The organism is Pseudonocardia autotrophica, assembly GCF_003945385.1.
GTDB lineage: Bacteria > Actinomycetota > Actinomycetes > Mycobacteriales > Pseudonocardiaceae > Pseudonocardia > Pseudonocardia autotrophica.
The window spans coordinates 3,463,520-3,489,644 of the sequence record NZ_AP018920.1 but is presented as its reverse complement, the minus strand read 5'-3'; the positions used below and the strand labels follow the sequence as shown (position 1 = coordinate 3,489,644).

Below are 26,125 nucleotides of genomic sequence, written 5' to 3'. Positions count from 1 at the left end.
GTCAGCCCGAGCGTCGGCGGAGGTAGTCCGACACCACCTCGGCGCCGAGGCCGTCCAGGTCGGGATGCACCACCCGCCCACCGGCCCGGCGGGCGAGCCGGTCGGTGAAGGCGGCGAGCCCGGGATCGTCGCCCAGGACGAAGAACGTGAACCGGGCGTCCATCCCGATCAGCCGGTCCAGCCCGTCGACGGTCGCCCGCAGTGTGTACGGGCTCGGCGGGTAGTCGAAGAACGCCTCGCCGTCGGACTCCAGGTGCGCGGTCGGCTCGCCGTCGGTCACCACGAGCACCACCGGGGTGGCGTCCGGTTGCCGGGCGAGTCGCTCGCGGGCGAGCAGCAGGGCGTGGTGCAGGTTGGTGCCCTGCCGGTACACGCCCTCCATCCCGACCAGCTCAGCCAGGTCGACGGTCTGCGCTTGCCTGCCGAAGGTGATCAGCGACAGGTCGTCGCCCCGGAACCGGGTGGAGATCAGCTGATGCAGGGCCAGCGCGGTGCGCTTCATCGGCACCCACCGCCCCTCGGCGACCATCGACCACGAGGTGTCGACCAGCAGGGCGACCGCGGCCCGGGTGCGCTGCTCGGTCTCCACGATCTCGACGTCGGACACGTCGAGCCGTCGATCGTCGCCGCCGTGCCGGTGTGCGCCTCCGGCGCGGCGCAGCTGCGCGTTGAGCAGGGTCCGCGGCACCGACCAGGCCTGGGTGTCGCCGAACTCCCACGGCCGGGTCGCACCGGTGGCCTCCCCCGCCGCACCGGACCGCCGGGTCTCCCGGGCGCCCTGGCGGCCCGAGATCCGGTCCGCGACGTCACGCAGCACGGACTGGCCCAGCGTGCGCAACGCCTTGGGCGAGAGCATCAGCGAGCCGTCGGCGGCCCGCCGGAACAGATCCTGACGCTGTAGCTCCCGCTCCAGCTCGGCGAGCGTGCGGGCGTCCGCGGCGGCCTCCGGGCCGAGCATCTCGGTGAGTGCGTCGAGATCGATGTCCTCCATCCGTGCGCCGGGATAGCTCTGCGCCAGCTGCTCGGCCAGGGCGTCGAGCTTCCCCAGCTCCTCCATCGCGCGGGTGGCCTCGCCCATACCCATCGGGTTCTCGCCGCGGAAGTTCCCCTCCCCGGACCAGTCCTCGCCCGGCCGCAGGCCCTGCAGCATGGAATCCAGCCGGGACAGCGACTGCGCCAGCCGGGGATCCCCGAACGCCTGCTGGGACAGCTCCGCGAGCTCGGCCCGCTGCTCGGCCGACATCGAGTTCATCATCCGCTGGGCGGCCGCGGAGCGGGCGGCCAGCGCGTCGATCAGCTCCTCGGTGTTGCGCGGGTTCTCCGGGAAGTGCTCGCCGTGGCGGCTCATGAACTCGGCGAACCGCTCGGTGGTGTCCTCACCGCGGGCGTGCTGCTCCAGCAACCCGTTGAGGTCATCGAGCATGGCGTTGATCCGCTCGACGTCCTGCGGGGTGGCGTTCTGCATGGCCTGCTTCATGCCCTGGAAGCGCTGATCGAGCATCTCCCGGCCGAGCAGGTCACGGATCTCCTGGTAGGCCTCGCGGGCGTCGGCGGAGCGCCAGTCGTACTCGCCGAGCTCCCGGACCGCTCCCCCGGTGTCGTTCGGGAGGGCGTCGAGCTGCATCTCGCGGAACCGGGCGTCGTCGCTGTCCTCGTTGTCCAGCGCACTGCGCTCGGCGTCGACGGCACGTTGCAGGAGCTCGCGGACCTCCTGCAACGTGCCGTCGATCCGGTTGTCCCGCTGCAGATCCCGCCGACGTTCCCAGACCCGGCGGGTCAGGTCGTCGAGCCCGCGACGACCGTCGAGGCCACGACGCATCAGCTCCTGCAGCGCCTGGCGGGGCGACGAGCCCTCCATGACGTCGCGGCCGATCTCGTCCATCGCCGACCGGATGTCGTACGGCGGGGCGAGCGGATCGGGCCCACCGGTGTAGGGCCCGTAGGCCCAGCGGCGCCGGGCCCTCCGGGGATCAGCCATAGGACACCGTGTCCCCGTCGTCGGAGGAGTCCTTCGCCAGCTTGCGGGTCAGGAACAGGTACTCCAGCGCCAGCTCCGCCGCCGACGCCATCGGGCCCGGGTCCTCGGTGCCCGACGCGCCCAGCTTCGCCGCGATCTCGGTGAGTGCACCGACCTGTGGCAACGCCGCGACGACGTCGCGGGCCGGGACCCGCTCGCCGGTGCGGACCGGCCGGGTCGAGACCTCGACCGCCAGCTCGTCGAGATCGACCCCGCGCAGCGCGAACCGGGCGGTGTCCGAGGTCGCACGACGCAGCAGGTGCTCGAGCACGTCGTCCTCACGGCCCTCCTCACCGGCCGCGAACTCCAGCTTTCCGCGCAGCACGGCGGGCACCGACTCCAGATCGACCGGGCGGGCGTGTGCCCGCTCCTCGCCGACCAGCGCGGCCCGGCGCAGCGCGGCGGCGGCGACGGTCTCGGCGGCGGCCACGGCGAACCGCGCGGACACCCCGGAGCTCTGGTCGATCGCCGACGAGTCGCGCAGCAGCCGGGTGAAGCGGGCGACGACCTCGATCAGGTGCCGGGGCACCTCGGCCGACAGCGATGCCTCCTGGACGACCACGTCGATCTCCGGGGCGAGCTCGAGCGGGTAGTGCGTGCGGACCTCGGCGCCGAACCGGTCCTTGAGCGGGGTGATGATCCGCCCGCGGTTGGTGTAGTCCTCCGGATTGGCGCTCGCGACGAGCAGCACGTCCAGCGGCAGCCGCAGCGTGTAGCCGCGGACCTGGATGTCGCGCTCCTCCATCACGTTGAGCAGCGCGACCTGGATGCGCTCGGCCAGGTCGGGCAGCTCGTTGATCGCCACGATGCCGCGGTGGGCGCGCGGTACGAGTCCGAAGTGGATGGTCTCCGGGTCACCGAGCGAGCGGCCCTCGGCGACCTTGACCGGGTCGACGTCGCCGATCAGGTCGGCGACCGCGGTGTCCGGGGTGGCCAGCTTCTCGGTGTAGCGCCGACTGCGGTGCACCCAGTCGACCGGCAGGTCGTCACCGAGCTCGGCGGCCTGCCGCAGGGCGGCCGGGGTGATCGGCTCGTACGGGTGCTCGCCGATCTCGGAGCCGGAGATCACCGGCGTCCACTCGTCGAGCAGGTTGCCGATCGCGCGCAGCAGGCGGGTCTTGCCCTGGCCGCGCTCGCCCAGCAGGACGACGTCGTGACCGGCGATCAGGGCCCGCTCCAGCTGCGGGACGACGGTGTCGCCGAACCCGACGATGCCGGGCCAGGGATCGCGGCCCTCGCGCAGGGCCGCCAGGAGGTTGTCGCGGATCTCGTGCTTCACGGCCCGCAGCTCGTGTCCGGATGCGCGCAGCGCGCCGACGGTGCGGGGAAGGTCAGATGGTGTGACGGGCACGGTTTCCACGCTACGCCCGGTTCCGCGGTACAGCGCGCCACCGGACCGGGCCGCCGTGACCGGGGTCACCGTGCACGGACGGGCTCGGCAAACTTACTATCTGGTTGTTCAGACAGTTTGTTGGGAAGGGCATCTCGTGACGGACGGACGCAGGCAACGCGGCGCCGACACCAGGCGCGCACTGGTCGACGCCGCAACCGACGTCGTCACCACCGGCGGGTTCGACCGGCTCACCCTGCGCGAGGTCGCGAGCCGGGCCGGGGTCTCCCCCGCGTCCGCCACGTATCACTTCGGCACCGTCGCCGAGCTGCTCGGCGCGGTCGTGGACGAGCTGGAGCACCGGGCCGCCGGGCGGCTCGCGGAGCTGACCCGGCGCAGCCGGGCCGGCGAGCTGACCCTGCTCGGCGCCTGCACGACCTATCTGGTCGATCTGCTGGGCCCCGGCAGGCAGGCATACCTGACGATGCTCGAGCTGCGGATCCGGGCCGCCCGCGATCCGGGCCGGGTCGCCCCGTCCGGCAGGGCGGACGCCGCCGTCCTCGACCTGATCGCCGACTACACCGGTGATCGGCAGCGGGCCCGCGAGCTGTTCTCCGCGGTGGCCGGGCTGGCCACGCTCGGCGCGCTCGATCCGGCACCGCCGGATCCGGAGCGGATCCGCGCGCACATGGCCCGGCTGCTCGCCGGCTTCGACCTGCTCGGTCCCGACAGCACCGACGGCACCGACAGCCCAGACAGTCCCGACGGCACGACAGGCAGCAGCAGTACCGACAGCACCGCCCCCGGGACCGAGCCCGGCGGCGACGCAGACACCGAAACCGGCACCAGCGCCGATACCCACGACCACCGCACCGGAGGACGACCGTGACCGCACCCTGGCCCAGCGGGCGCGTCCCGCGCTCGCAGATCGCCGCCCGGTTCGGCGCCGACCGGACCGGCCTGGCCGAGCGCGCACTGGGAACCGGTGATCCGCTCGCCGACGCCGTCGTCGCCGAGATCCGCTCCGGTGGCCGCCCCGTGCGCGAACAGCTCGATCACGGCATCCGGCACGGGCTGGCCTCGCTGGCCGATCCGCCACCGGCCGTCGCGGCCCTGCTCACCGCCACCGAATCGCTGCTCGCGGCTGCCGATCCGGCGCTCGTCGACGCCGGCGCCCGCCCGCTGTTCACCTCGCCACCGCCGGTGCACACGCTCTCGCTGTCGGCCGGCGCGCTGCTGCGCACCTACGGCTCGCCGTCGATCGCGGTGCTCCTCGGGACCACCGGACGGCTGGTGGACGGTGCCGAACGCCGGCTCACCGAGACCGGCCGCTGGGTGCTCTCGACGACCCTGCCCGGCGCGCTGCACCCCGGCCGGCCGGGTTACGTGATGACGTTGCAGGTCCGGATGCTGCACGCGCACATGCGCGAGCTCGCCCGCACCCGCGACTACGACGAGCTCGCGCACGGCGTGCCGATCAACCAGATCGACCTCGCCCGGACCTGGCTGGACTTCACACTGGTCTCGATGCGGGCCGAGGAGACGATCGGTTTCGGCCTCACCCCGGCCGAGATCGCCGAGGTCTACACCTACTGGCAGCTGCTGGGCACGCTGCTGGGCATCGACCCGGAACTGACCGCCGGGATCACCGGCCATCGCGCCGCCGCCCGGCTCGACGAGCTGGTCACCGCGCTCACCGGGCCGCTCGCGCCGCAGTCACGCGCACTGGCCGGCCCGACCGTCGACGCCATCGCCGGTCTACTCGTCGGCTCGCTGCGGCTCCCGCGCCCGGCCGGCCGGCTGCTGCTGGAGGTACTGGCCAGGCGCTTCCACGGGCCGCAGGTGGCCGACGAGCTCGGGCTGCGCCGGTCCCGGCCGGTGGAGCTCCTGGTCGGTGCGGGTGCGCGATTACTCCGGGCCCGGCGGGGACGCCTGCGCCGCAGGCCCGGTGCGCTCGACGCCGCGCGGCAGCGCAACGTCGCCGCCACCCGGGAGCTGCTCGGTGCCGACGGGATCGGCGAGGCGCTGTTCCAGACCTACCGGCCCGAACGCTCCGGCACGCACGCCTGAACCGTCACCGCGGGCGCTGCGGGGTGCCGTTGTCCCACCACTCGACCTCCAGGCCGGCCGCCCGGACGGCGACGCCGGCGGTCTCCCGGTGCCCGGCCGCCGTCACCAGCATCAGTCCCCCGGTGCGGCGGCGTTCCCTGGCCAGCGCCGTCGCGACCCGGGGCAGCGGCTGCCGGTGCCTGCCGCTCTCGCCGAGCTGCGGGTAGCTGTCGGCGAGGGCCAGCAGCGTCCCGCCGGGGCCGTCCTCGCGGCCGTAGAGCACGACGAAGTGCCCGGCCGACCAGTCCGCCCTCGGCAGCGCCCCGTCCGCACCCGTCGCGAGGTAGCCCTGCAGGGCATCCGACGGGGCGTGCGAGGAGACGAACCGGCCGGTGTCGACGTTCGCCACCGGCAGCACCGGCATCCCGGTGAGCCCGTCGAGCAGCACGCGGAGCCGGTCGGGGGTCCATGTCCCGCTGACCGGGACGGCGGCGAGCGTGCCATCGGACAGCTGCTCGACGGCCCGGCCGGTGCCGGCCGCCGAGGTACCGGCCGAACGCTCGTCGGCGGCCCGGTCGAGCCCCGGCCACAGATCGGTGCGCGGCGGCACCCCCGGTGGACGGGCCCCGGGCAGATCGTGCGGCCAGATCGCCGATCCGGCGGCGCGGGCGAACGCGGTGACGTCCGGGACCGGCTCCGCGCTGCGGGACCGGCCGGTCAGCGCCACGACGGCGAGCCGGGCCGCGAACGGGCCGCACAGCTGGTCGGGCTGGGGCAGGGCTGCGGCGTGCTCGGCGAGCAGCGCGTCGACGCCGGTGAAGGGGACGAACGCCATCGTCGCCGTCAGTACCGATACCGGAACGCGGCCAGCACGTCCTCGACGGATCCGTCCTCGGCGAACGCGGCGTCCGAGGCCCGCACCGCCCGGAACGCCGCCGTCACGTGCTCGCCCAGCACCCCGGTGATCCGCGGGTTCGCGTGCAGTGCCTCCGCCTGCTCGGCCGGGGTCGCGGGCAGTGCGGTCACCCCGCGGGCGGACCGCTCCGCGGCGCTCCAGGTACCCGGATCCTGCTGGACCGGGTCGGGCAGCTCCGGCCGGTCGGCGATGCCGGCGAGACCGGCGCCGATCACCGCGGCCAGTGCCAGGTACGGGTTGGCCGATGCGTCCGAGGTCTTGAGCTCGACGTTCGCGTGCCCGGCCCCGAGCAGGCCGGTGGCGGGCACCATCCGCAGCGCCGCCTCCCGGTTCTCGACGCCCCAGAACCGGTAGGCCGCCGCGAAGTGGCCGGGCCGGCGCCGGTGCACCGACGGCACGCTCGGCGCCGTCACCGCGGCCACCGCGTCGAGGTCGCGCAGCAGCCCGGCCAGCCAGGCAGCACCGTCCTCGGTCAGCCCGGCCGGCCCGGCACCGCCGGAGAGCAGGTTGACGCCGTCCCGGGCGACCGAGGTGTGCAGGTGCCAGCCGTTGCCCGCGGAGCCGGTCGAGGGCAGCGGCGCGAAGCTTGCCCGGAAACCGTGCGCGAGGGCGGCGGCACGGATCGTCTGCCGGGCCAGCAGCTGCCGGTCCGCCGCGGTCAGCGGGTCGGCCGCACCGATGCTCAGCTCCAGCTGCGCGGGGCCGTACTCGGCGTGCAGCTGGCCGATCGGGATGCCGTTGTCGTGCAGGTCGGCGAGCAGCCGGGTGACGAAGCCGTCCAGCCCCACCAGCGCGTCCGGCCCGTAGGCGGGGCCGGTGAAGGCCGGGATCGGCGGTTCGTGGTCGCCGTCGCGGTAGAGCGCGAACTCGATCTCGTAGCCGGCGAGCACCGACAAGCCCGCCTCGCCCGCCGCGGCCACCTGCCGTTCCAGGACGCCGCGCTGGTCGTAGGGCCACGGGGCGCCGTCGGCGGCGACGATCCGCCCGGGGCTCCAGGCGAGACCCGGACGTCCGGCGAGCGGGACGACTCCCTCGGGGCCTGCGGCCGGAACCAGCCGGACGTCGCCGGCGGGCGTCTCCAGACCCGGCGGTCCGAAGACGATCCCGTCCCGGGTGTCGAACACCGCGAACAGCGTCGTGACCCCGACTCCGCGGGCGGCGGCGTCGGGCAGCGCCGCGACCGGCACCGTGCGCGAGCGCAGGACACCGTTGTTGTCCGGCCACTGTTGTCCGGCCACCCGATGGTCACCCCGACCACGCCGAGATCGGCCAGCGCGCGGGCGCGGGCCTCGAACCCGGCCGTGTCCGAAGTGTCCGCCGTGTTCATGGTGGTCAGCCTACGACCGCGGGCGCCCCGCCGTCAGGGGGACAGCAGCGCCCAGAGCGGGAGCGCGACGAGCGCGACCGCGGCCACCCGGACCAGCCAGTGCACGGTGACCGGCAACGACGTGGGTGGCGCGGTGATCCGATCGATCCGGGCGTCCAGCGCGTCGGTGAACGACGACAGCGCGGCGGCCGGGGCCGATCCGCCGACGGCCTTCAGCGCGGTGGCCAGCTCCGTCGGGTCGCACAGCCGGCGGGCGACGTCGTCGGCCCGCATCTCGATCAGCCGGGCCACGGCGAGCTGGGCGGCCACCATCCCCCGGACGAACGGTGCCGTGGCACCCCAGGCGACGAACGGGAGCACCACCAGGTCGTGCCGCTCACGCAGGTGGGCCCGCTCGTGGGCGAGGACGGCGACCACTCCCGCGGTGTCCAGCGCGTCCAGCACTCCGGCCGACACCACCAGCCGGGAGCTGCGCCCCGGCAGGCAGTAGGCGACCGGGACGGGATGATCGAGCACCCGGGTCCCGGACGCGAACGGCCACGGTGTCGCGAGCACGTCGAGCAGGTCGCGGTGCCTGCGCCGGGCTCGCAGGGTGCGGACGGTCGTGATCACCAGCACCGACAGCAGCCGGGCCAGCACGCCGAGCGCGATCAGCAGGGCACCGACGTGCAGCGGATCGAGTGCCTCCGGGAAGTCGCCTGCGGCGATCGCGCCCGTCAGCACCGACGCCGCGGCCGGGAGGCTGTCGCCGAGCGGGGCGAGGCCGTAGGCGAGACCGGCGCCGAACAGCGAGATGCCGCCGCCGAGCCCGACCGCCTGCCACAGCAGCAGTGCTCCGACCGGATCGCGGGCGGGCCAGCGGGCGCGTGCGAGCATGCGGCTGACCGGCTCGGCGAGTATCAGGCCGAGCAGCCCGAGTCCCAGCGCGGTCAGCTCCATCGCGTCACATCGTGGCCGAGGGACCGCGATCCCGCTGAACGACCCCCCCTGTCCGGCGAGGTCACTCGCGGACCGGCAGGTCCACCCGTGTCCTCAGTCCAGCAGGTCCCTGAGCCGGGACCGCTCCTCCTCGGACATCGAACCGAGGAAGCGCGCGAGTGCCGCACCGCGGTCGGAGGCGTCGTCGAGCGCGTCGCTCATCAGCTCCGCCACGTGGTCCTCGCGGCTGGCGACCGGACGGTAGTGGTGCGCCCGGCCGTCCCGGATGCGGTGCACGAGCTGTTTGCGCTCCAGCCGCCCCAGCACGGTCAGCACCGTGGTGGTCGCCAGATCACGATCCGCGAGCTGATCCTGCACCTCACGCGCCGTCATGTCCCTGTCGGCCGCCCACAGGACATTCATGACCGCCCGCTCCAGCTCACCCAGACTCGTCACGGTGTCCATCGTACGCGAGCCTTTCTACGGTACGTAGAACGGATCCGGAACGATCGTCACATCCCCGCCGGGAGGCGCTCGCGCAGCGCGAGCCGGTAGGCAGCCCGGCCCAGCATCGCCCGTACCACAACCGGATGCAGCAACCGGACCAGCGCGAAGTAGGCCCGTCCGCGCAGCCCGTGCAGGGTGACGACGGTCGAGACGACCACCCGGTCCCCCTGGCACCACACCGACGCCCGGAAGTCCAGGTGTCGCTCGTCGGTGCCGAGCAGTACCTCGTCGCCGGTGCGCCCGACGGTGTCGAACGACCCCGCGCCACCGCGGGCGATGCCGACCAGCCCGACCAGCGCCTCACGCAGGCCCAGCAGGCCGACCACCCAGGCCGGCGGATCGCGGAACAGCGCGTCCGCCCAGACCTGGGGGTCGTCGGGCAGCCCCGGACGGGCCGGGATCGCGTAGGCGTCGGCGGCGTCGATCCGACCTGGTCCCGGACGGTCCCCCGCCGCCCGCCTACCTGCGGACGGTGATCGACGCCCTCACGTCCCCCGGCACCGGGTGAACCGGCGTCAGTGCACCTGCACCTGGTCGCCGACCTGCAACGTGTCGAAGTAGTGCCGGGCGTTCGCCTCGTCGAGCTTCACACAGCCCGCCGACGGCGTGTCCATCGCGCCCTGGTGGAACGCCACCCCGCCCTCGGCGAAGAACACCGAGTACGGCATCTGGGTGAGGTGCTCGCGGCTGGTCCACTTCTCGGCCTTCCACTGCACGCCGAAGGTGCCGCGCGGGGTCGGGTCCTGGGCGTCACCGGGGCGCATCGGCACCGGTCCGAAGGCGATCCGGCCGCTCTCGATCAACCAGGTCTGCCGGGTGGAGAGTTGCACGCAGGCCCGGGCGGACGACGTGCACGGGGTCCCGGCGACCAGCGGCCCGGTCGCGATCTGGGCCCGGGCCTCGGTCTGCGGGTCCGGCTCGGCGACGGCGACGCCGGTGATCACCGCGCCGGCCAGGACGATCATCGCGAGCACCGCGGCGCGCGCGCCGGTCCACCCGACACGCCGGACGCCTCGTCGCATTCCTCGGACCCTCCCGTCGGGCCGTCGGGCTCGCCGCCCGACGCATACGTCTGACCCCGGAGAGTAGTCGCAGGTGATCTTGAACGCCCCCGGAGCGGAGCGTTGGTCCGTTCGGCGGTACCGGAAGGTCGACAGACGGTCGTTCACTCCGCAACGACCCGGTGGACGGGCCGGGCGTCAGCGGCCCTGGAACACCGGGGTCCGCTTCTCCACCCGGGCCGCCCGGCCCTCGGCGATGTCGGACGCCGTCCAGCAGGCGGCGAACTCGGCCTGCAGGCCGGCGACGACGTCGTCGGCCGTCTGCCCGCCGCGACCGAAGGCGTTCGCGGTCCGCTTGTTGTAGGCCAGCGTCAGCGGGGCCATTGTCGCGATGTCGGCGGCCAGCGCCAGCGCCGCGTCCCGGTCCCCGAGGGTGTCGGCGAGCCCGCGTGCGTGCGCGGTCGCCGCGTCGACGGTCGCGCAGGCCAGCAGCAGGCTCCGCGCGGTACCGCCACCGGCGATCTGCACCAGCCGCTCGATCGTCCACGGGTCGACGGCCAGCCCGAGCCGCGCCGTCGGGAGCGCGAACACCGCCTCGGGAGCGGCGACCCGCAGGTCACAGGCCAGCGCGAGCTGCAGGCCGGCGCCGATCGCCGGGCCGGTGACGGCGGCGACCACCGGCACCGGCAGATCGGCGACCGCGTGCAGGGCCGCGTAGAGCGCCTCCAGGAACTCGTCGCCGTAGACCTCGCCGAAGTCGGCACCCGAGCAGAAGGCCGGCCCCTCGCCGGCGACGACGACCGCGCGGGCGCCGTCCGCGCGCACCTGCTCGGTCGCCTCGACCAGTTGCCGGCAGGTGGCGATGTCCAGGGCGTTGCGGCGTTCGGGCCGGTGCAGCTCGATCAGCCCGACGCCGTCGGCGGTGTTCACGGTGATCACCGCCGGAGCCTAACCCGGGCCGGCGCGGGCTCGGTCCACTCGCCACCACACAGCTCCCGGGCCAGTCCGACGGCGAGCTGGTCGATCCGGCGCAGCAGCCGGGCCGCGGCGAGCCGGCGGCGCCGGTCCCCCGGCGTGACACCGCCGGGGTCCCAGCCCGCGGTGTCCGCCGGACCGCCGAGCCCGGGCAGCGCCGACGGCCCGATGGGCGGGGTGACCGGAGCAGCCGGGCCGGTCGAGGTGGTCGTATCGGCCGAGGTCGCCGGGGTGGGCCGGGTTGCCGGGGTTGGCCGGGCCGCTGGGGCCGGCTGGGTTTCCGCGTCGATCGGCGTTGCGGCGTCCGCCTCGGCGGCGTCGATCAGATCCTCCGCCGAGACCACGCCGTAGTCGGCGGGCTCCGCGCCCGTACCGAACTCCCGGCGAGCCGGCGGACCCCAGCCGTCGTTCAGGATCCGACGCAGACCGTCCAGGTTGTCCAGCACCCGCGCGGTCGCGGGTTCCAGGGTGGCCGCCCATCCCGGCACGTGGGCGGTGACCGCCTGCGCGGCGAGCAGCCGGGTGTAGTGGTCCAGCGCGCCGATCACCCGCACCGTGTGGTGCACCCCGCGGCGCAGCGGACGGCGGGAGATCGGATGCTCCAGCGGCCGGGCCCGTTCGCGGACGTCGGCCACCGCTGCATCCACCGCGCGGGCCTTCGCCGGCGGGTCCCCCGCGCCGGGGCGGCCCAGCGCCCGGTCCACCGAGACCCGCAACGACTCCGCCACCGCACTCAGTGCGCCGTCCAGGGCCTCGGCGAACGCCGTCCGGGAGCGCGTCGGCAGCACCAGGTAGGCGGCGAGCATCCCGAGTGCGCCGCCGACCACGGTCTCCTCCACGCGCAGCACCATCGTCTGCACGCTGAACTGGCCGATCACGCCGTAGAGCAGGGCGAGCACCGTGGTGATCCAGAACGCCATCATCACCTGGGACACCCGCACCAGGTACAGCGCGAGGAAGACGCAGACGAACAGCAGCACCAGGCTGACGACCACGTTCCCGGCGACCAGCAACGCCAGCAGCATCCCGGCCACGACGCCGCCGATCGTCCCGACCGCGCGGGCCCAGCCGCGGCTGAGCACGTCACCGCGGCTGACCGCCCCGGCGAACACGATGAAGGCCGCGATCACCGCCCAGTACCAGCGGTCCGGGGAGATCGCCTCGCCCACGACGATCGCCAGGCTCGTCGCCACCCCGACCTGCAGTGCCTGCCGGGTGTACAACCCGATCCCACCGCCCGGACGCCCGGTGTCGGTGTCCGCCGCGGACACCCCGGATTCCGCAGACGCCCCGGACGTCACAGACGCCACGGGGAGCTCGGCCTCCTCGGAGGGCTCGGCCTCCTCGGAGGGCTCGGGCCGATCGGTGTCCGCACGGCGCTCGGCGATCCGGCGCTGCGCCTGCTCGACGGTGGTCTGCATCGCGTCCGCCAGCCGCCCCACCGCGAACGCGATCCGCTGTTCCCGGGCACTGCCACCGGTCCCCGCCGGGCGCCCGGCGATCTCGGCCACCGAGTTCCGCGCGGACCGGTACAGGCTCGCCGCCATCGGCCGCGGTGTCCCGACGGCGGTCGCCGCGGCCAGCCCCCGGATCCCGGCGACGAGCGCCTCCCGGTCGTCGTCCGGCATCGGGTCGTGATGCTCCACCGAGCGCCGGACCGACATCGCGACCCGCTCGGCCGCCAGCTCCGAGTCGACGACCCACTGCCGCAGGCCGGCCAGCTCGGTCTCGGCACCCTCCGGCCCACCGGGGCGGGCCCCGCCGGGCAGCCGCCCCGGGCGGTGCGCCGCCGGATCGTCGTCGGCCTCGTCCAGCCGGTCGGCGACCAGCAGCGCGGTCTCGTTCACCCGGGCCTGTGCCCGCAGCACCGGCCGCAGATCGATCGATCCGGACGGCGCCTGCAGCGCCTCGCCGGCGGCGAGCATCAGCACGTGCAGCCGGGCCTCGAACGCGCGGACCAGCGCGTCGATCACGTTCTCCACCCGCCGGGTGAACACCACGCAGCGCAGCAGGAACGTGCTCCCGATACCGATCACCACACCGACCAGCAGGAACGGGAGATCGGCCGGGACCGCCCGCAGGAACAGCACGAAGAAGTACGGCATGAACGCGGCCATGCCGAGCGCCGTGCCGCGCGGCCCGTACCGCCGGAGCGCGACGGCGACCACCATCACCAGCACGAACACCACGTCGGCGGCGATCGGGTACGGGCTCAGCAGCACCGCCACCGTGGCCGATCCGGCGGCGGGCAGCGCCATCAGCGCGGTGGTCACCCGGCGCCGGGGCAGGGTCGGCTCGTTCACCGCGAGATTGCTGACCATCGCCAGCACCACCGCGAAGAGCAGCGTCGTCACCGGGCGGCCGGTGAGCACCCGTACGACCTCGGCCACCGCCGCGGCCACGATCATGGCGGCGGTCGCGACCGCCGCCATGTGCAGCCGGGTCCGGCCCGGGTCGACGGCGGCGGCCCGGGACCTCAGCTCACCCCACCACGTCCTCACGCGGCGAGTCTGGCACGCACCCCACCGGCTCGGTGCCGGGGTGAAACGATCAGCCGTTCGCGGACGCCGCGGCGGTCTCCGCCGGGGCGGGCTCCGTCACCGGCGGCGCCACCGGGACGCCGATCACGTCACCGGTCGCCGCGGCCATCGCGCGCATGCCCTGCGAGTTCGGGTGCACCGGAGCGGCCGGCGAGGTCGGGACGAGCCCCTCCACCCACTTCACACCGGGAAGCTGGCAGATGTCGTGCCCGATGGTCGGGGTGTAGGTGTCGACGTAGTCGATACCCGCGTCGGCGGCCTGCTCGGCGAGCATCTCGTTCAGCCGCTTCTGGGTGTCCCGCAGGTAGGCGGTGTCACCCGCGCTGAACGGCGCGACCGGGTAACAGCCGGGACCGGTGTCCGGGAGGATCGACGGGTAGCCGACGAGCGCGACCCGCGCGGCGGGCGACCGCTCCCGGATCCCGGCCAGCACGTCCTCGACCTTGCCCGCGGCGTCGTCGATCCGCTCCGCCAGCTCGTCCTCGCCGCCCGCGGTGAAGAAGTCCCGGCAGGCGGCACCCAGCAGGTTCGTCGACGACCGGGTCGTGCACTCCGAGATGATCGAGCCGAAGCCGATGTCGTTGCCGCCGATGGTCAGCGTGACCAGCGACTCGGTGCCGTCCAGCGCGTCGAGCTGCGGCGGGTTGGGGCCGAGCTTGACCGCCTGCGGGGCGGTCATGTCCTCGGTCGTCGCACCGCTGCAGGAGACGTCGGTGAAGTTCGTGAAGCCCGCCGAGCGGGCCAGCACGGCCGGGTAGTTGCGGGTGGAGCGCAGGCAGCCCGCCGGGTCCCCGGTCTGCACCGGAACCAGCGGCCCGGCCGCGTAGGAGTCGCCCAGCGCCACGTAGCGCCCGATCGGCGCGCTGTCGAGGTTGCGCGCGGACAGCGTCGTCTCGGCGAACGTCGTCGGCGCGTCGGCCTGGGCCGGCGCGAGGGCGCTCATCCCCGCGGTGGTCAGCAGGGTCATGCTCGCGACGGCGAGCCACCGGGCGGGACGGGGACGGCGCACGGGCTCTGAGACCTCCGGTCGGCGGCGGCCGGTGACACTCACCGGTCCTGATCCGACCAACGAGGGCGGACACCCCGGGTTACGACCCGATCGGCGGTGTGTGACGGGCACCGGCATCCCGGCACCCGTCACACACCGTCACCGGAACGTCAGCCGGTCGTCCGGCGCAGCGAGAGCGGTGCGACGAGCCGGTGCCGCAACGACACCTCGTCCCACAGCTCGGGCCGAGCCGGCATCTGCGCCAGCCGGGTCGCGGCGACCTCGCCCGGGTCGGCCATGTGCTCCCGGACACCGGCCAGGAAGGCCCACTCGTGCTCCTCGCAGCCGATGTAGACGCCACGACCGCCGGTCGCCCCGAACACCGTGTGGAAGCGCTGCCACGCCGAGCGCAGCGTCGCGTCCCGCCACACCGCCGGGCTGCCCGCCTGGAAGACCAGCACCCCGCCCGCGGTGAGCCGGTCCGCGCAGGCCTGCACGAACGACTCCTCGTACAGCCGGTTGATCTGCGCCTCGGGCTCGTCGGGCCGCTCGTCGGGCAGGTCGACCAGGATCAGGTCCCACTGCTCGGTGGAGTCCAGCACGAACCGGCGGCCGTCGCCGTAGGTGAGATGCACCGGGCCGGCACCGCGCTCGGCGGCGGCCAGCGATTCCGGGGTGTAGCCGTAGGGCAGGTGCTCGGCGCAGATCCGGACGGCCTCGGTGTCGATGTCGACGTGATCGACCCGGGTCGCGCCGGCGGCGACCGCGAGCTCCGAGGCGACGCCCTCGGACGAGCCGACGATCAGCACCCGCTCCAGCTTCCGGGCGAGCAGCGCACCCGGCCAGAACAGCGCCTCGTGGTAGGTGAGCTGGGTGTGCTCGGTGGACTGCCGCTCGTCGTCGCAGAACAGGGTGACACCGTGCGCGGTGTCGGCGACGACCACCTTCTGGAACCCGGTGTGCGCGACGTGGTGCACCCGGCCGAGCTCCCAGCGCCGGGTGAGCCCTGCGGCGATCGGCTCGGTGATCGTGCGCGGCGCCCCGCCCCGGTCGACGACCTGCAGTGCCGTGTCCGTCGCACCGACCCGCTCGGCCAGCCGCCGCACGGCGGCCACCGGATCGGCGCTCTCCCCGCAGGTGAACACGTCGACGTGCATCCCGCCGTGCTCCGGCCAGGTGTGGATCGAGGCGTGCGACTCGGCCAGCACCGCGACCACGGTTGCGCCCTGTGGCTCGAACCGCTCGGTGACGATCTGGCGGACCTGCGCACCGGACTCGGTCAGCGCGGCCGCCAGGTCGCTGCGGAGCCGGTCGACGTCGTCCAGCACGGCCGGAGCGATCCCGCCCAGCTCGGCCAGCACGTGTCTGCCCACCGGGGACGACGTGCTCGGGAGCGCGGGATCGCCGGAGCCGTCGAGAACGGCGCTCGGATGGAGCTCCCCGGCCGCAGTGGACGGCACGGGCGGGGTCAGCGAGGTGGAGAGTGACACGTCCGGACACGCTAACCGGGATGTGGGATCGACGCCCCCTCCGCGCGCCGGGTGGTGGCGCGGCTCATGGCCGATCGGCGACGACCACCCGGAGCGGACCGAAGCCGTTGAACCCGACGGAGGCGTAGCTGGAGGTGTACGCCCCGGTGCCGAGCAGATCGAGCACGTCGCCTGCGGCCAGGTCCAGCGGCAGCGCGACCGGGGTCCGCCGGTAGATCACGTCGTCGCCGTCGCAGGTGGGTCCGGCCAGCACGGCGGGCCCCGGCGGGCCGGACCGGTCCGGCACCCGGATCGGGTATCCGACGGCCTCCCCCTCGGTCTCGGCGAGCCCCTGATAGCGCCCGACGTCGAGGTAGACCCACCGGCGGTGGTCCACCCCCGGCCGCCGGGACACCCGCAGCACCGTCGCCCGCAACACCCCGGCCGGCGCTGCGAGCGCACGCCCGGGCTCCAGGAACAGGGTGACGTCGTCGACCCGGCCCGCGGTGACCGCGGCATCCACCGCCTCGCGCACGGCGGCGGCGAACACCTCCGGCCCGGGCACCGCGGACCGGTAGGCGACCGGCCAGCCCCCGCCCAGGTCCAGCTCCGGCCGGCGCAGCCCGGCCCGCCCGGCGACCGCCAGCGCCGTCCCGACCGCGTCCGCGTAGGTCTGCGGCCGGACCTGCTGGGAGCCGGCGTGGAAGGTGACGCCCGCGGCGACCAGGCCCCGCTCCCGGATCCGGTGCAGCAGCCCGACGGCCTCGCCGGGCAGCGCACCGAACTTGCCGTGGAACGGGGTCGCCGAGCCGCTGTCGTCGACGATCAGCCGGACCTGCACGCGGGCACCGGGCACCTCGGCGGCGAGCGCATCGACGTCCTCGGCGCTGTCGGTGACGAACCGCCGGATCCCGTCCGCGGCGGCGCGGGCCGCCGCGCCGGGGCCGCGCACCGGGTTGCCGTGCTGCAGGGTGGCCGGATCGGCGCCGGCGGCCAGGCAGAGCGCGATCTCCTGCTGGGAGGCGACGTCGAAGCCCGCGCCATCGGCGACCAGCGCCCGCAGCACGGCGGGCTCCGGGCAGGCCTTCACCGCGTACAGGATCGTGGCCCCGCCGAAAGCCGTGCGCAGCAGGCGATGGCGTTCCCGCACGACATCGGGGTCCAGTGCGAGGTACGGCGTCGGGTGGCGCTGCGCGAGCACCTTCTGCAGTCCGGGTGAGAGCACGCGGAGATGGTCCCCCACCGTAGGTTGGGACCCGTGACCGCACCGAAGCAGCAACGCCGTGCCCGGAAGATCGCGATGACCCCGGAGGAGGTCACCACGTTCCTGGACGAGCAGCGGACCTGCCGGGTCGCGACGAACGGCACGGACGGGCCGCACGCGACCCCGCTCTGGTACCTCTGGGACGGTGAGGCGCTCTGGCTGACCTCGCTGTCCCGCTCCCAGCGCTGGACCGACCTGGCCGCCGATCCGCGGATCGCGGCCGTCGTCGACGCCGGGCACGACTACGGCGAGCTGCGCGGGGTCGAGCTGCGCGGAACGGTCGAGGTGGTCGGCGAGGTGCCGCGCACCGGCGAGCCGCATCCCGGGCTGGAGCGGGTGGAGCAGGCGTTCGCCGACCGCTACACCGGCGGCCACGTCGTGATCGACGGCCGGCACGCCTGGCTCCGGCTCCGCCCGGAGAAGATCACCAGCTGGGACTTCCGCAAGCTCGGCTCGGGCTGAACCCGCTCACGGCCGCCCGGTCACCAGTGGCCAGAGCCCGTCGGCGCCGGCCCGCAGGGCCAGCTCGCCGACCCGGTCGTTCCAGTACGCCTCGTTGCCGTCCTCGTCCCGCCAGGCCCACAGCCGGGTGCTGACCAGTCGCAGGTCGTGCTCACGGGTGAAGCCGATCGCGCCGTGCACCTGGTGCGCGATCCGCGCGACGGCGGTGGCTGCCTCCCCGCACCGGGACTTCGCGGCGGCGACCGCGAACACCGTCGCCGGATCGGCGAAGCCCGCGGTCCGCGCGGTACGGGCGGCCGCGGCGGACGACGCGGCGGCCGCGGCGACCTCCGAGCCGGCCTCGGCGAGCATCTGCTGGACGGCCTGGAAGCGCGCGATCGGACGGCCGAACTGCTGCCGCTCCCCCGCGTAGCCGATCGACCGGGCGAGTGCCCCGCGGGCGGCCCCGGCCAGCAGCAGCGACCGGGCGAGCGCGGCGCGCAGCGCCAGCTCCTCGGCGGCACCCGCCGGGGCGGCCCCGCTCGCGACCGGCGTGACGCCGGTGAAGGTCAGGGTGTCCCGGGGCTCCTCGGCGATGTTGGCGCCCTCGGTCACCGCGGCGTCCGCGGTGTCCAGCACCAGCACCCGGTCACCGTCGAGCAGCACGACGGCGACCAGTGCCCGGCCCCACGGCACCCGCGCCAGCTCCACCGACACGGTGTCGCCGGCACCCGCGGCGGCCGATCCGGTCACCGCGACCGACGGCCCGTCCGGCGCCGCCAGATCGGCCGCCCGGGCCAGCCAGCCGCCGAGCAGGTCGGTCTCGGCGAGCGGGACCCGGGCCGCCCAGGCGCCCGCCGCCTCCAGCAGCACGGCCGAGTCCTCCAGGGTGCCGCCCACCTCGGGATCGGTGAGCGTGGTCAGCCCGGACTCCGCGCAGGCCTTCCAGGCGGCGGTGTCGAGACCCGTCGCGCCCTTGTCGTAGGACGCCGCGAAGATCGACTCGGCGAGTTCTGCGAGCTCGGCGTTGCGGGCCATCAGCGCAGTCCCATCCCCCGCGCGACGATGCCGCGCAGGACCTCGTTGGTGCCGCCGCGCAGCGTGAAGCCGGGGGCGTGCAGCACGGCGTCGGCGAGCAGCCGGGCGAACCCGCTCTCCGCACCCGGATCCGGTGGGGTGTCCACCAGCAGCCGGGCCGCGTCGACGATCTCGTTCTCGTAGCGGGTGCCGAGGTCCTTGACCAGCGCGGCGGCCAGCTCCGGGGCCGCACCGGACTCCAGCGCCCCGGCGACCGCGAGCGACATGGCGCGCAGCGTCCACACCCGGGAGACCAGCGAGCCGATCCGGCGCCGGGTGCCCGGGTCCACCGCACCGGCCGCGGTCAGCTCCCCGACCAGCGCCGCGAGCAGCGGATAGGTGGACAGGAACCGCTCCGGGCCGGACCGCTCGAACGCGAGCTCGCCGGTCACCTGTGCCCAGCCGTTGCCCAGCTCACCGAAGACCCGAGAATCCGGGATGAAGACCTTGTCGAACACCACCTCGTTGAAGTGGTGCGCGCCGGTGAGCAGCGGGATCGGCCGGATCTCGACGCCGGGCCGGTCCAGCTCGACCAGGAACTGGGACAGCCCGGCGTGCCGGTGCGCGTCGTCGCGCGGTTCGGTCCGGACCAGCGCGAAGAAGGCGTGCGCATGGTGCGCGCCCGAGGTCCACACCTTCGTGCCGGACAGCTCCCAGCCGCCGTCGACCCGGGTCGCCCTGGTCCGGACCGACGCCAGGTCGGAACCGGAGTCCGGTTCCGACATCCCGATCCCGAAGTAGATCTCGCCGCGGGCGATCCCGGGCAGGAACGCCTGCCGCTGCTCCTCGGTGCCGTGCCGCAGCAGCGACGGGCCGATCTGCCGGTCGGCGATCCAGTGCGCGGCCACCGGCGCGCCGGCCGCCAGCAGCTCCTCGGTCACGACGTAGCGCTCCAGCGCGCCACGCCCGTGCCCGCCGTACTCCGGGGGGATGGTCATGCCCAGCCAGCCGCGCTCGCCCAGCCGCTTCGAGAAACCCTCGTCCCAGCCGGAGAGCCACACGTCGGCCCGGGGGGTCCACGCCCCGGCGGCCCGCTCGGCTGCCAGGAACGCCCGGACCTCCGCCCGGAGCCCGGCCAGGCTCTCCGGTAGATCGACCGGTTCGGGGACGAGTTCGGGCAACCGGGTCAGCGTCGTCGATGCTCCTGCCACGGGGGCCATGATGGCCTTCCGGTGATCCCCGCCGCGCCTGTCTATGGGACGACTCACCGGGGTACCTTGCGGCCATGACGACCACTGCGGACGAGCGCAAGGTTCTGGAGGCCGTCCCGACCGGACTGTTCATCGGCGGGACGTGGCGATCGGCGGAGAACGGAGCGACCGCCACCGTCGAGGATCCGTCCACCGGTGAGGTGCTGACCGAGGTCGCCGACGCCTCCCCGGCAGACGGGATGGACGCACTCGCGGCGGCGCACGCCGCCCAGCCCGGGATCGCTGCGCTCCCGCCCCGGCAGCGCAGCGAGATCCTCTACCGCGCCTACCAGCTGCTGCACGAGCGGGCCGACGACCTGGCCATGCTGATGACGCTGGAGATGGGCAAGCCGCTCGCCGAGGCGAAGGGCGAGGTCGTCTACGCCTCGGAGTTCCTGCGCTGGTTCGCCGAGGAGGCCGTCCGGATCGACGGCGGCTACCAGGTCGCGCCGAACGGCCTGACCCGCTTCCTGACGATCCGCCAGCCGGTCGGCGTGTGCGTGTTCGTGACGCCGTGGAACTTCCCGCTCGCGATGGGCACCCGCAAGATCGCGCCGGCGATCGCCGCCGGCTGCGCGTCGATCATCAAGCCCGCGCCGCAGACACCGCTGACCATGCTGGCGTTCGCCCAGGTGCTCGCCGACGCCGGGCTGCCCGACGGGGCGCTGAACGTCATCAACGCGACCGACGCGGGTGCGGTGATGGAGCCGATCATCCGCGACGGGCGGGCCCGGAAGATCTCCTTCACCGGGTCGACGCCGGTCGGCAAGAAGCTCCTGGAGCAGGCCGCGGACAAGGTGCTGCGCAGCTCGCTGGAGCTCGGCGGCAACGCGTCGTTCATCGTGCTCGACGACGCCGACGTGGACGCCGCGATCGAGGGCGCGATGGTCGCGAAGATGCGGAACATGGGCGAGGCGTGCACCGCCGCGAACCGCTTCTACGTCCAGCGCGGCGTGGTCGAGGAGTTCACCGCGAAGCTCGCCGAGCGGATGGGTGCGCTGAAGGTCGGCCGGGGCACCGAGGAGGGCGTGAACGTCGGCCCGCTGATCGACGCGAAGGGCCGGGACAAGGTCACCGACCTGGTTGCCGATGCGGTCGCGAACGGCGCGAGTGTCGCCATCGGCGGCACCGCGCACGACGGCCCCGGCTACTTCTACCCGCCGACCGTGCTCACCGACGTCCCGGCGGACTCCCGGCTCAACCACGAGGAGATCTTCGGCCCGGTCGCGCCGATCACCGTGGTGGACAGCGAGTCCGAGGCGCTCGACGCGGCCAACGCGACCGAGTTCGGGCTGGTCAACTACGTGTACACCCGGGACCTGAACCGGGCGCTGCGGATCGCCGAGAACCTGGAGAGCGGCATGATCGGCCTGAACACCGGGCTGGTGTCGAACCCGGCGGCCCCGTTCGGTGGGGTGAAGGAGTCCGGTCTCGGCCGTGAGGGCGGCAACGTCGGGATCGACGAGTTCCTGGAGACCAAGTACGTCGCGATCGGCTTCAGCGGCTGAGGATCGCCGGCCACGAGCACGACAACGACGACGGGGCCCGGTGCCGATCGGCACCGGGCCCCGTCGTCGTCTCAGGTCCTCCGGCAGGTCAGGGCGCCGGTGGCGGATCGGCCGCCGGCGGTGCCGCGGGATCGGCCGCCGGCGGTGCCGCCGGATCGACCGGAGCCTCACCCGGGCCCGCTCCACCGGTCGCCGCGTCCGCCGGCGTCGTCAGCTCCGCCTCACCGTTTATCAGCAGATCGACCAGCGTCACGCCACCGTTGAAGGTCAGCATCACGACCAGCACGACCACCGATCCGGCCACCGCAGCGGTCAGACCGCGCTGGGCGGAGCCGGCCGTGGTCAGCCGCCCACGGTTGCTCTCGACCACCCAGGCGCGGGCCGCGAACAGCGCCAGCATCACGCCGAACACGATCCAGGTCAGGACGAATCCGTTCACGGTGCGGGCACCCCCTCCGCGCCCGGCGCGGGCTCCGGCGCCGGAGCGCCGGGGACCGGGGCCGGCGCGTTGCGGACCAGGATCGCGTTGAAGCCGTTCTCGTAGGTCGCGCGGTACTGGCCGGACGCGATCAACTGCTCGCGGATCGCGAGCGTCCAGCCCTCCGGCTGGTCGTTCAGCACGGTGCCCTGCTTCTCGATCGACTGGTAGAAGAGCAGCGTGTCCGGCTGGACCAGGTCGATGCACCGGAACGGGTCGGCCGCCAGGATCGCGCAACCGTCACCGCCGGAGGCCATGTTGTTGTGCTCCCCGACGCCTTCGACGGCGTACGGGCCGACCGTCGCGAGCGGTTGCACCGTGGAGCCCGGTGGCGCCTCGGCGTAGGCCTGGCGGGTCATCTCGACGTCCTGCGTGGTGACGTCGAGATAGGCGTCGTTGCCGCCGCGGATCAGGATCAGCAGCGGGAACAGCAGCAGCATCGCGCCCGCGAACAGGTACTCCCGCTTGCGGTTCACCCGGGCGAACGCGCGCAGCGCGTCCACCGACAGGATCGTCAGGATCGGCAGCCCGTAGAGGATGACGCGGAACAGCAGCTCGCCGCCGTAGCTCTGCACGACGGCCATCGCCATCGGGATGCCGGCCAGCGCGATCGGCACCAGGTCGCGGCGCCGCTTCCAGTACACCCAGGCACCGGCGATCGCGAGCAGCCAGGTCAGGCCCGGCATGATCGCGCGCAGCAGCTTGACCGCCAGCTGCCCCTGGTCACCCTGCAGCCGCTCGAAGAAGCCCGCCTCGATCGCGCCGGCGTCGCCGGACGCCCCGGTGATCATGGTGATCTGGGTGAGCCAGAAGTCCCGGGCCGAGATGAGCACGAACACGATGACCGCGAACGTCGCGACGGTCACCAGGCCACGGCCGCGGAACCGGCCGACGATCGCGAGCACCACCAGCTGGCCGATGATCGCGAACGGGGTGAGCTGGTGCGTCGGGGCCAGCGCGATGAGGCACAGCGACGCGCAGAAGTAGATCAGCAGCAGCTGCCTCGCCGGCAGCGTCGGCGCGTTCGGCGGAGTCATCGCGCTGACCAGCCAGCGTCGCCACCGGGGCAGCGGAGGTGCCCCCCGATGTGGCCGTGGCCAGACCGAGCCTCCCGCGTTGTCGACCCGGCGGGTCGCCAGCGGACCGAGCGCGAAGGTCAGCACGGTCAGCATCAGCACGATCGCGGTGGCCTGCGGGGAGAAGTAGTCCTGCTCGATCCAGTTCAGGCCGACGAACAGCCAGGCCGCCACCCACGGTGCGCGGGTGCCGCCCAGCATCGAGCGGGCGAGCGCATAGACGCCGATCGCCCACACCGCGACGACCGCGGGCGGGTACCAGCGCAGGATCACGTCGAGCTGGTCGGCGCCGGCGGCGTCCCGGAACCAGGCCCACTGGGCGAAGAACGCCGGCCAGTAGAACCGGGCGTCCACGCCGGTCGGCGGCACGCCGTTGCCCGCGACCGCATCGACGAAGCCGGAGATCAGCCAGGCGGTGGTGAACCGGGCCTGCGGCTGGACGACCGAGGGCATACCGGTCGAGCACAGGATCAGGACACCGGTCGCCGCGCCGAGCATCGGGATCCGCGGGCGGGGCGACCAGAGCTCGACCACGCAGCAGGCCACCGCGAGGGCGACCGCCAGCCAGCCGAACGGGCTGAGCACCGCGGCCAGGCCCCAGCCGTCCATGTCGGAGAGGTCGGTGGTGGCTGCGGCCAGCGGAAGCAGCAGCACCGCGAGGATCGCGAGCACGGGAGCGCCCCAGACCCACAGCGGGGACAGCGGTTCCGTGGGTCCCGGCGCCGGGGGCGGCGGGGGCGGGGGGCCGTCACCGGCGGGGCGTGGCACCGGGCCGCGGACCGCCGTCGTCGGCGAGTCGGGTCCGGGTGCGCGCAGGTGCTGGGTCCGCTCGCTCGGGCTCGCCTCGGCGGGCCGGGCCGACGCGGCCACGGCCGCGTCGGCTCCCGTGTCCCGGGACCGGGCGGACGGGTCGGGTTCGCCCGTCCGGCGGGTCTCCGACGTCACGACTTCACCTCCGAGGTGCTCCGGCGGTTCCACGCCGGTACGAATCTGAGCGCGAGGGCGCACAGTAGCTGCGCACCGACGTATCCCAGGACCACCGGCAGCATCATCATGCTGACGGACGTGGTCGCCGGGTCGGGCAGCGGGACCAGTCCGGCGAACACGACGACCATGCCGGTGTTCAACAGCTGGATCTTCGCGTAGCCCATGCCGTCGCCGTCGGCCTGCCTGCGGGCCAGCTCGAACACGACGATCAGCCGGAAGAGCAGGCCGACCATCAGCACGGCCAGCGCCGGGGCTCCCTCGGCGTAGCCCTGGCCGAGCAGCGAGAGCACCGGGTAGCCGAGCGCGGCACCCAGTGCGAGGACCGGGACGAACAGGATGATCATCCGGCGGCGGGCGAGCCGGGCGAATTCCTCGGCCCGGTGCGGCTCGCGGGCGGTCTGCACGGCCAGCGAGTTCGTGAAGAACGTCGCGGCCAGGTCGATCACGGTGACGGCCTGCCAGCAGATGAAGAAGACCGCGCCGACCTCGTTGCCCATCCGGATGTTCGCGAACAGCGGCACCTGGTTGTAGAGCAGCGCGTTGCCGCACTGGGCCAGGGCGGTCGGCGCGAGGAACGCGATCGCCTCGGCCCGGCTCGGGACGATCCCCGGGCCGCCGGACGCGGCGAAGCGCCGGGTCATGTACCAGAGCATCGCGGTGCCCGCGGCCACCCACAGCACCACCGGGATCGCCCAGGACAGCACCATCGCCTGCGAGTGCAGGGAGGCGCCGAACGCGAGCAGCAGCACGATCCGGATGACCGCGAACGTGCCGTTGCGCCAGACCGCGACCCACGGTTTCCCGATTGCGACCATCACGAAGTCGTGTACGACGAACACGCCCCATCCGGCACAGGTGAGCACCAGCACCAGCAGGCCGAGCCCGATGCTCCCGCCGCCCGCGGTCTCCGCGATCCGCGGCACGATGACGCCGTAGACCAGGCCGATCAGCCCGGACAGCGGCATGATGAGCAGCAGCGCCCCGAAGGTCAGCCGGACCGACTTGCGCCCGGCGCCGGGCAGCCAGCGCATCAGGCCCAGGCCGAGGTTGAGCTGCGCCATCCCGCCGATCAGCTGGAACGCGGAGACGAACTCCGATGCCCGGCCGACCTCGGCCTGCGGCATGATCCGCGCGGCGATCAGTACGCCGAGCAGACCGGCGACCGAGCCGAACGCCGAGCACAGGGTCAGCGCGATCCCGTCGCCGATCCCGCCGTTGCGGGAGTGCCTGCTGCCCCCACCGTCGTCGTCGTCGCCACCGCCGGGACCGTCGCCGGGGCCGTCGGAGGGCGGCGGGGGCGGGTTCTCCCCCGGGCCGCGCAGGCCGACGATCGGCAGGTACTCGGTGCGCTGCTCGGCCAGGTGGCGCGAGCGCGCGCGGGCGTGTGCGATCTCCAGCCGCTGGGTGGGCGCATCCGGGCCGGTACCCGGTTCCAGCGGTGCGCCGGGCCCCGGATCGCGGCCGGTGAGCGGAGCGGTGGGAGCCGAGGAGGGCAGCGCGGCCGTCTCCGGATCGGCGTAGGGGTCGCGGGTGTCGACGCCGGACCGGGTGCGGCGGGCGGGCAGCGCCCGGGTCCCGTCGCCGTCCGGCGCCTGCGGGCCGGGGGGCTGGCCGGGACCGGGGGCGCCCGCATCACGGCGGGTGCGCGCCGGCCCGACCGGCTTCACTGTGCGACCACCGCGTGCCGGAGCAGGAACGGGACGCTGATCAGGGTGACGAGGAACAGGGCCACACTCGGGTACCAGAGCCCGAGGCTCACCATGAGCTGGCCACCGATCAGGGTGACCGCGGTGCCGACGCCGAGGGTCAGCAGCCACACGTGTGCCGCGGGTGCCCGGCGCAGGAAGCCTGCCGCGGCCCAGCCCGGGCCGAGCAGCAGGAAGCCCATCGTGATGAGCAGCCGGAACTCGCCGAGCGCGCCGCCGCTGACGTCCAGCAGGTTCAGCACGCAGGCGATGACGCCGGCGAGCACCAACAGGATCGCCACGTAACGACGCGCGGTCCTCGCCCGGGTCAGCTCTGCTGCGGACGGCACGCTCACCGCGGTACTCCCCTTCTTCCGATCAC

At 74.1% G+C, this 26,125-nt stretch carries 23 protein-coding genes; 4 read left to right on the top strand and 19 right to left on the bottom strand.

Annotated elements, in window-relative coordinates; genetic code table 11:
• Position 1: 1 nt before the first annotated feature.
• Positions 2 to 1,978: a vWA domain-containing protein gene (locus Pdca_RS16445; RefSeq protein ID WP_085912251.1), complete on the bottom strand. Its 1,977-nt coding sequence runs from the start codon at positions 1,976 to 1,978 to the stop codon at positions 2 to 4.
• On the bottom strand, positions 1,971 to 3,368 hold the full coding sequence (locus tag Pdca_RS16440) for an ATP-binding protein (RefSeq protein WP_085912349.1): 1,398 nt from the start codon (positions 3,366 to 3,368) through the stop codon (positions 1,971 to 1,973). Before Pdca_RS16440 ends, Pdca_RS16445 begins: the two co-directional genes overlap by 8 nt.
• Before the next feature lie 136 nt (positions 3,369 to 3,504).
• Here Pdca_RS16440 and Pdca_RS16435 point away from each other — a divergent pair, with 136 nt between their 5' ends.
• Together Pdca_RS16435 and Pdca_RS16430 are read left to right on the top strand one after the other, a co-directional pair.
• Positions 3,505 to 4,236, top strand: a complete 732-nt coding sequence (locus Pdca_RS16435) for a TetR/AcrR family transcriptional regulator (protein WP_158092119.1) — start codon at positions 3,505 to 3,507, stop codon at positions 4,234 to 4,236.
• A complete protein-coding gene (locus Pdca_RS16430; protein WP_158092118.1) occupies positions 4,233 to 5,417 on the top strand; it encodes an oxygenase MpaB family protein in 1,185 nt (394 codons plus the stop codon). The genes Pdca_RS16435 and Pdca_RS16430 overlap by 4 nt, the downstream gene beginning before the upstream one ends.
• A gap of 4 nt (positions 5,418 to 5,421) precedes the next feature.
• Here the strand turns inward: Pdca_RS16430 and Pdca_RS16425 are convergent, their stop codons facing one another.
• The 11 genes from Pdca_RS16425 to Pdca_RS16375 all read right to left on the bottom strand — a co-directional run bounded on the left by Pdca_RS16425 (position 5,422) and on the right by Pdca_RS16375 (position 17,262).
• Positions 5,422 to 6,231, bottom strand: coding sequence for a DUF6885 family protein (locus Pdca_RS16425; protein WP_085912250.1), 810 nt, complete (start codon positions 6,229 to 6,231; stop codon positions 5,422 to 5,424).
• 8 nt (positions 6,232 to 6,239) lie between these two features.
• Complete coding sequence (locus Pdca_RS16420; RefSeq protein ID WP_085912249.1) at positions 6,240 to 7,550, bottom strand: type I glutamate--ammonia ligase; 1,311 nt, start codon at positions 7,548 to 7,550, stop codon at positions 6,240 to 6,242.
• 122 nt (positions 7,551 to 7,672) lie between these two features.
• On the bottom strand, positions 7,673 to 8,578 hold the full coding sequence (locus tag Pdca_RS16415) for a M56 family metallopeptidase (protein WP_085912248.1): 906 nt from the start codon (positions 8,576 to 8,578) through the stop codon (positions 7,673 to 7,675).
• A gap of 93 nt (positions 8,579 to 8,671) precedes the next feature.
• Positions 8,672 to 9,013: a BlaI/MecI/CopY family transcriptional regulator gene (locus Pdca_RS16410; protein WP_085912347.1), complete on the bottom strand. Its 342-nt coding sequence runs from the start codon at positions 9,011 to 9,013 to the stop codon at positions 8,672 to 8,674.
• A gap of 56 nt (positions 9,014 to 9,069) precedes the next feature.
• A complete protein-coding gene (locus Pdca_RS16405; protein ID WP_085912247.1) occupies positions 9,070 to 9,489 on the bottom strand; it encodes a DUF2867 domain-containing protein in 420 nt (139 codons plus the stop codon).
• A gap of 90 nt (positions 9,490 to 9,579) precedes the next feature.
• Positions 9,580 to 10,086 carry a L,D-transpeptidase gene (locus Pdca_RS16400; RefSeq protein ID WP_085912246.1) on the bottom strand — a complete coding sequence of 169 codons (507 nt, stop codon included), beginning with the start codon at positions 10,084 to 10,086 and terminating at the stop codon, positions 9,580 to 9,582.
• Positions 10,087 to 10,263: 177 nt separating this feature from the next.
• A complete protein-coding gene (locus tag Pdca_RS16395; RefSeq protein WP_085912245.1) occupies positions 10,264 to 11,004 on the bottom strand; it encodes an enoyl-CoA hydratase in 741 nt (246 codons plus the stop codon).
• Positions 11,001 to 13,541, bottom strand: a complete 2,541-nt coding sequence (locus Pdca_RS16390) for an FUSC family protein (RefSeq protein ID WP_085912244.1) — start codon at positions 13,539 to 13,541, stop codon at positions 11,001 to 11,003. The genes Pdca_RS16395 and Pdca_RS16390 overlap by 4 nt, the downstream gene beginning before the upstream one ends.
• A gap of 49 nt (positions 13,542 to 13,590) precedes the next feature.
• A complete protein-coding gene (locus Pdca_RS16385) occupies positions 13,591 to 14,547 on the bottom strand; it encodes an SGNH/GDSL hydrolase family protein (RefSeq protein ID WP_232021601.1) in 957 nt (318 codons plus the stop codon).
• 191 nt (positions 14,548 to 14,738) lie between these two features.
• A complete protein-coding gene (speD, locus tag Pdca_RS16380; RefSeq protein ID WP_232021600.1) occupies positions 14,739 to 16,058 on the bottom strand; it encodes an adenosylmethionine decarboxylase in 1,320 nt (439 codons plus the stop codon).
• Positions 16,059 to 16,122: 64 nt separating this feature from the next.
• Positions 16,123 to 17,262: a type III PLP-dependent enzyme gene (locus Pdca_RS16375; protein WP_085912242.1), complete on the bottom strand. Its 1,140-nt coding sequence runs from the start codon at positions 17,260 to 17,262 to the stop codon at positions 16,123 to 16,125.
• 33 nt (positions 17,263 to 17,295) lie between these two features.
• On the opposite strand from Pdca_RS16375, the gene Pdca_RS16370 reads away from it, so the two are divergent.
• The gene (locus Pdca_RS16370) at positions 17,296 to 17,763 is read left to right on the top strand and encodes a pyridoxamine 5'-phosphate oxidase family protein (RefSeq protein ID WP_232021599.1); all 468 of its coding nucleotides are present in this window, start codon (positions 17,296 to 17,298) and stop codon (positions 17,761 to 17,763) included.
• A gap of 6 nt (positions 17,764 to 17,769) precedes the next feature.
• Here Pdca_RS16370 and Pdca_RS16365 read toward each other — a convergent pair whose 3' ends face one another.
• Positions 17,770 to 18,780, bottom strand: a complete 1,011-nt coding sequence (locus tag Pdca_RS16365; protein WP_085912240.1) for an acyl-CoA dehydrogenase family protein — start codon at positions 18,778 to 18,780, stop codon at positions 17,770 to 17,772.
• Positions 18,780 to 19,979 carry an acyl-CoA dehydrogenase family protein gene (locus Pdca_RS16360; protein WP_197719998.1) on the bottom strand — a complete coding sequence of 400 codons (1,200 nt, stop codon included), beginning with the start codon at positions 19,977 to 19,979 and terminating at the stop codon, positions 18,780 to 18,782. Before Pdca_RS16360 ends, Pdca_RS16365 begins: the two co-directional genes overlap by 1 nt.
• Positions 19,980 to 20,044: 65 nt before the next feature.
• Between Pdca_RS16360 and Pdca_RS16355 the strand changes: the two genes are divergently transcribed.
• Complete coding sequence (locus tag Pdca_RS16355) at positions 20,045 to 21,517, top strand: NAD-dependent succinate-semialdehyde dehydrogenase (RefSeq protein WP_085912238.1); 1,473 nt, start codon at positions 20,045 to 20,047, stop codon at positions 21,515 to 21,517.
• An 88-nt stretch (positions 21,518 to 21,605) separates the two neighbouring features.
• Here Pdca_RS16355 and Pdca_RS16350 read toward each other — a convergent pair whose 3' ends face one another.
• The 4 genes from Pdca_RS16350 to Pdca_RS16335 are packed head-to-tail and all read right to left on the bottom strand — an operon-like array spanning position 21,606 to position 26,099.
• The gene (locus Pdca_RS16350) at positions 21,606 to 21,956 is read right to left on the bottom strand and encodes a hypothetical protein (RefSeq protein WP_085912237.1); all 351 of its coding nucleotides are present in this window, start codon (positions 21,954 to 21,956) and stop codon (positions 21,606 to 21,608) included.
• The gene (locus tag Pdca_RS16345) at positions 21,953 to 24,016 is read right to left on the bottom strand and encodes a hypothetical protein (protein ID WP_085912236.1); all 2,064 of its coding nucleotides are present in this window, start codon (positions 24,014 to 24,016) and stop codon (positions 21,953 to 21,955) included. Before Pdca_RS16345 ends, Pdca_RS16350 begins: the two co-directional genes overlap by 4 nt.
• Positions 24,013 to 25,725 (bottom strand): lipopolysaccharide biosynthesis protein, encoded by a 1,713-nt coding sequence (locus Pdca_RS16340; RefSeq protein ID WP_085912235.1) that lies wholly within the window; start codon positions 25,723 to 25,725, stop codon positions 24,013 to 24,015. Before Pdca_RS16340 ends, Pdca_RS16345 begins: the two co-directional genes overlap by 4 nt.
• Positions 25,722 to 26,099, bottom strand: coding sequence for a hypothetical protein (locus Pdca_RS16335; RefSeq protein WP_125911436.1), 378 nt, complete (start codon positions 26,097 to 26,099; stop codon positions 25,722 to 25,724). The genes Pdca_RS16340 and Pdca_RS16335 overlap by 4 nt, the downstream gene beginning before the upstream one ends.
• Between the last annotated feature and the right edge of the window lie 26 nt (positions 26,100 to 26,125).

What these genes read in the sequence shown, in the direction of transcription:
- Pdca_RS16360 (WP_197719998.1), bottom strand. Translation starts at nt 19,979, where the DNA reads ATGGCCCCCGTGGCAGGAGCATCGACGACGCTGACCCGGTTGCCCGAA.
- Pdca_RS16415 (WP_085912248.1), bottom strand. Translation starts at nt 8,578, where the DNA reads ATGGAGCTGACCGCGCTGGGACTCGGGCTGCTCGGCCTGATACTCGCC.
- Pdca_RS16445 (WP_085912251.1), bottom strand. Translation starts at nt 1,978, where the DNA reads ATGGCTGATCCCCGGAGGGCCCGGCGCCGCTGGGCCTACGGGCCCTAC.
- Pdca_RS16365 (WP_085912240.1), bottom strand. Translation starts at nt 18,780, where the DNA reads ATGGCCCGCAACGCCGAGCTCGCAGAACTCGCCGAGTCGATCTTCGCG.
- Pdca_RS16425 (WP_085912250.1), bottom strand. Translation starts at nt 6,231, where the DNA reads ATGGCGTTCGTCCCCTTCACCGGCGTCGACGCGCTGCTCGCCGAGCAC.
- Pdca_RS16400 (WP_085912246.1), bottom strand. Translation starts at nt 10,086, where the DNA reads ATGCGACGAGGCGTCCGGCGTGTCGGGTGGACCGGCGCGCGCGCCGCG.
- Pdca_RS16355 (WP_085912238.1), top strand. Translation starts at nt 20,045, where the DNA reads ATGACGACCACTGCGGACGAGCGCAAGGTTCTGGAGGCCGTCCCGACC.
- Pdca_RS16385 (WP_232021601.1), bottom strand. Translation starts at nt 14,547, where the DNA reads ATGACCCTGCTGACCACCGCGGGGATGAGCGCCCTCGCGCCGGCCCAG.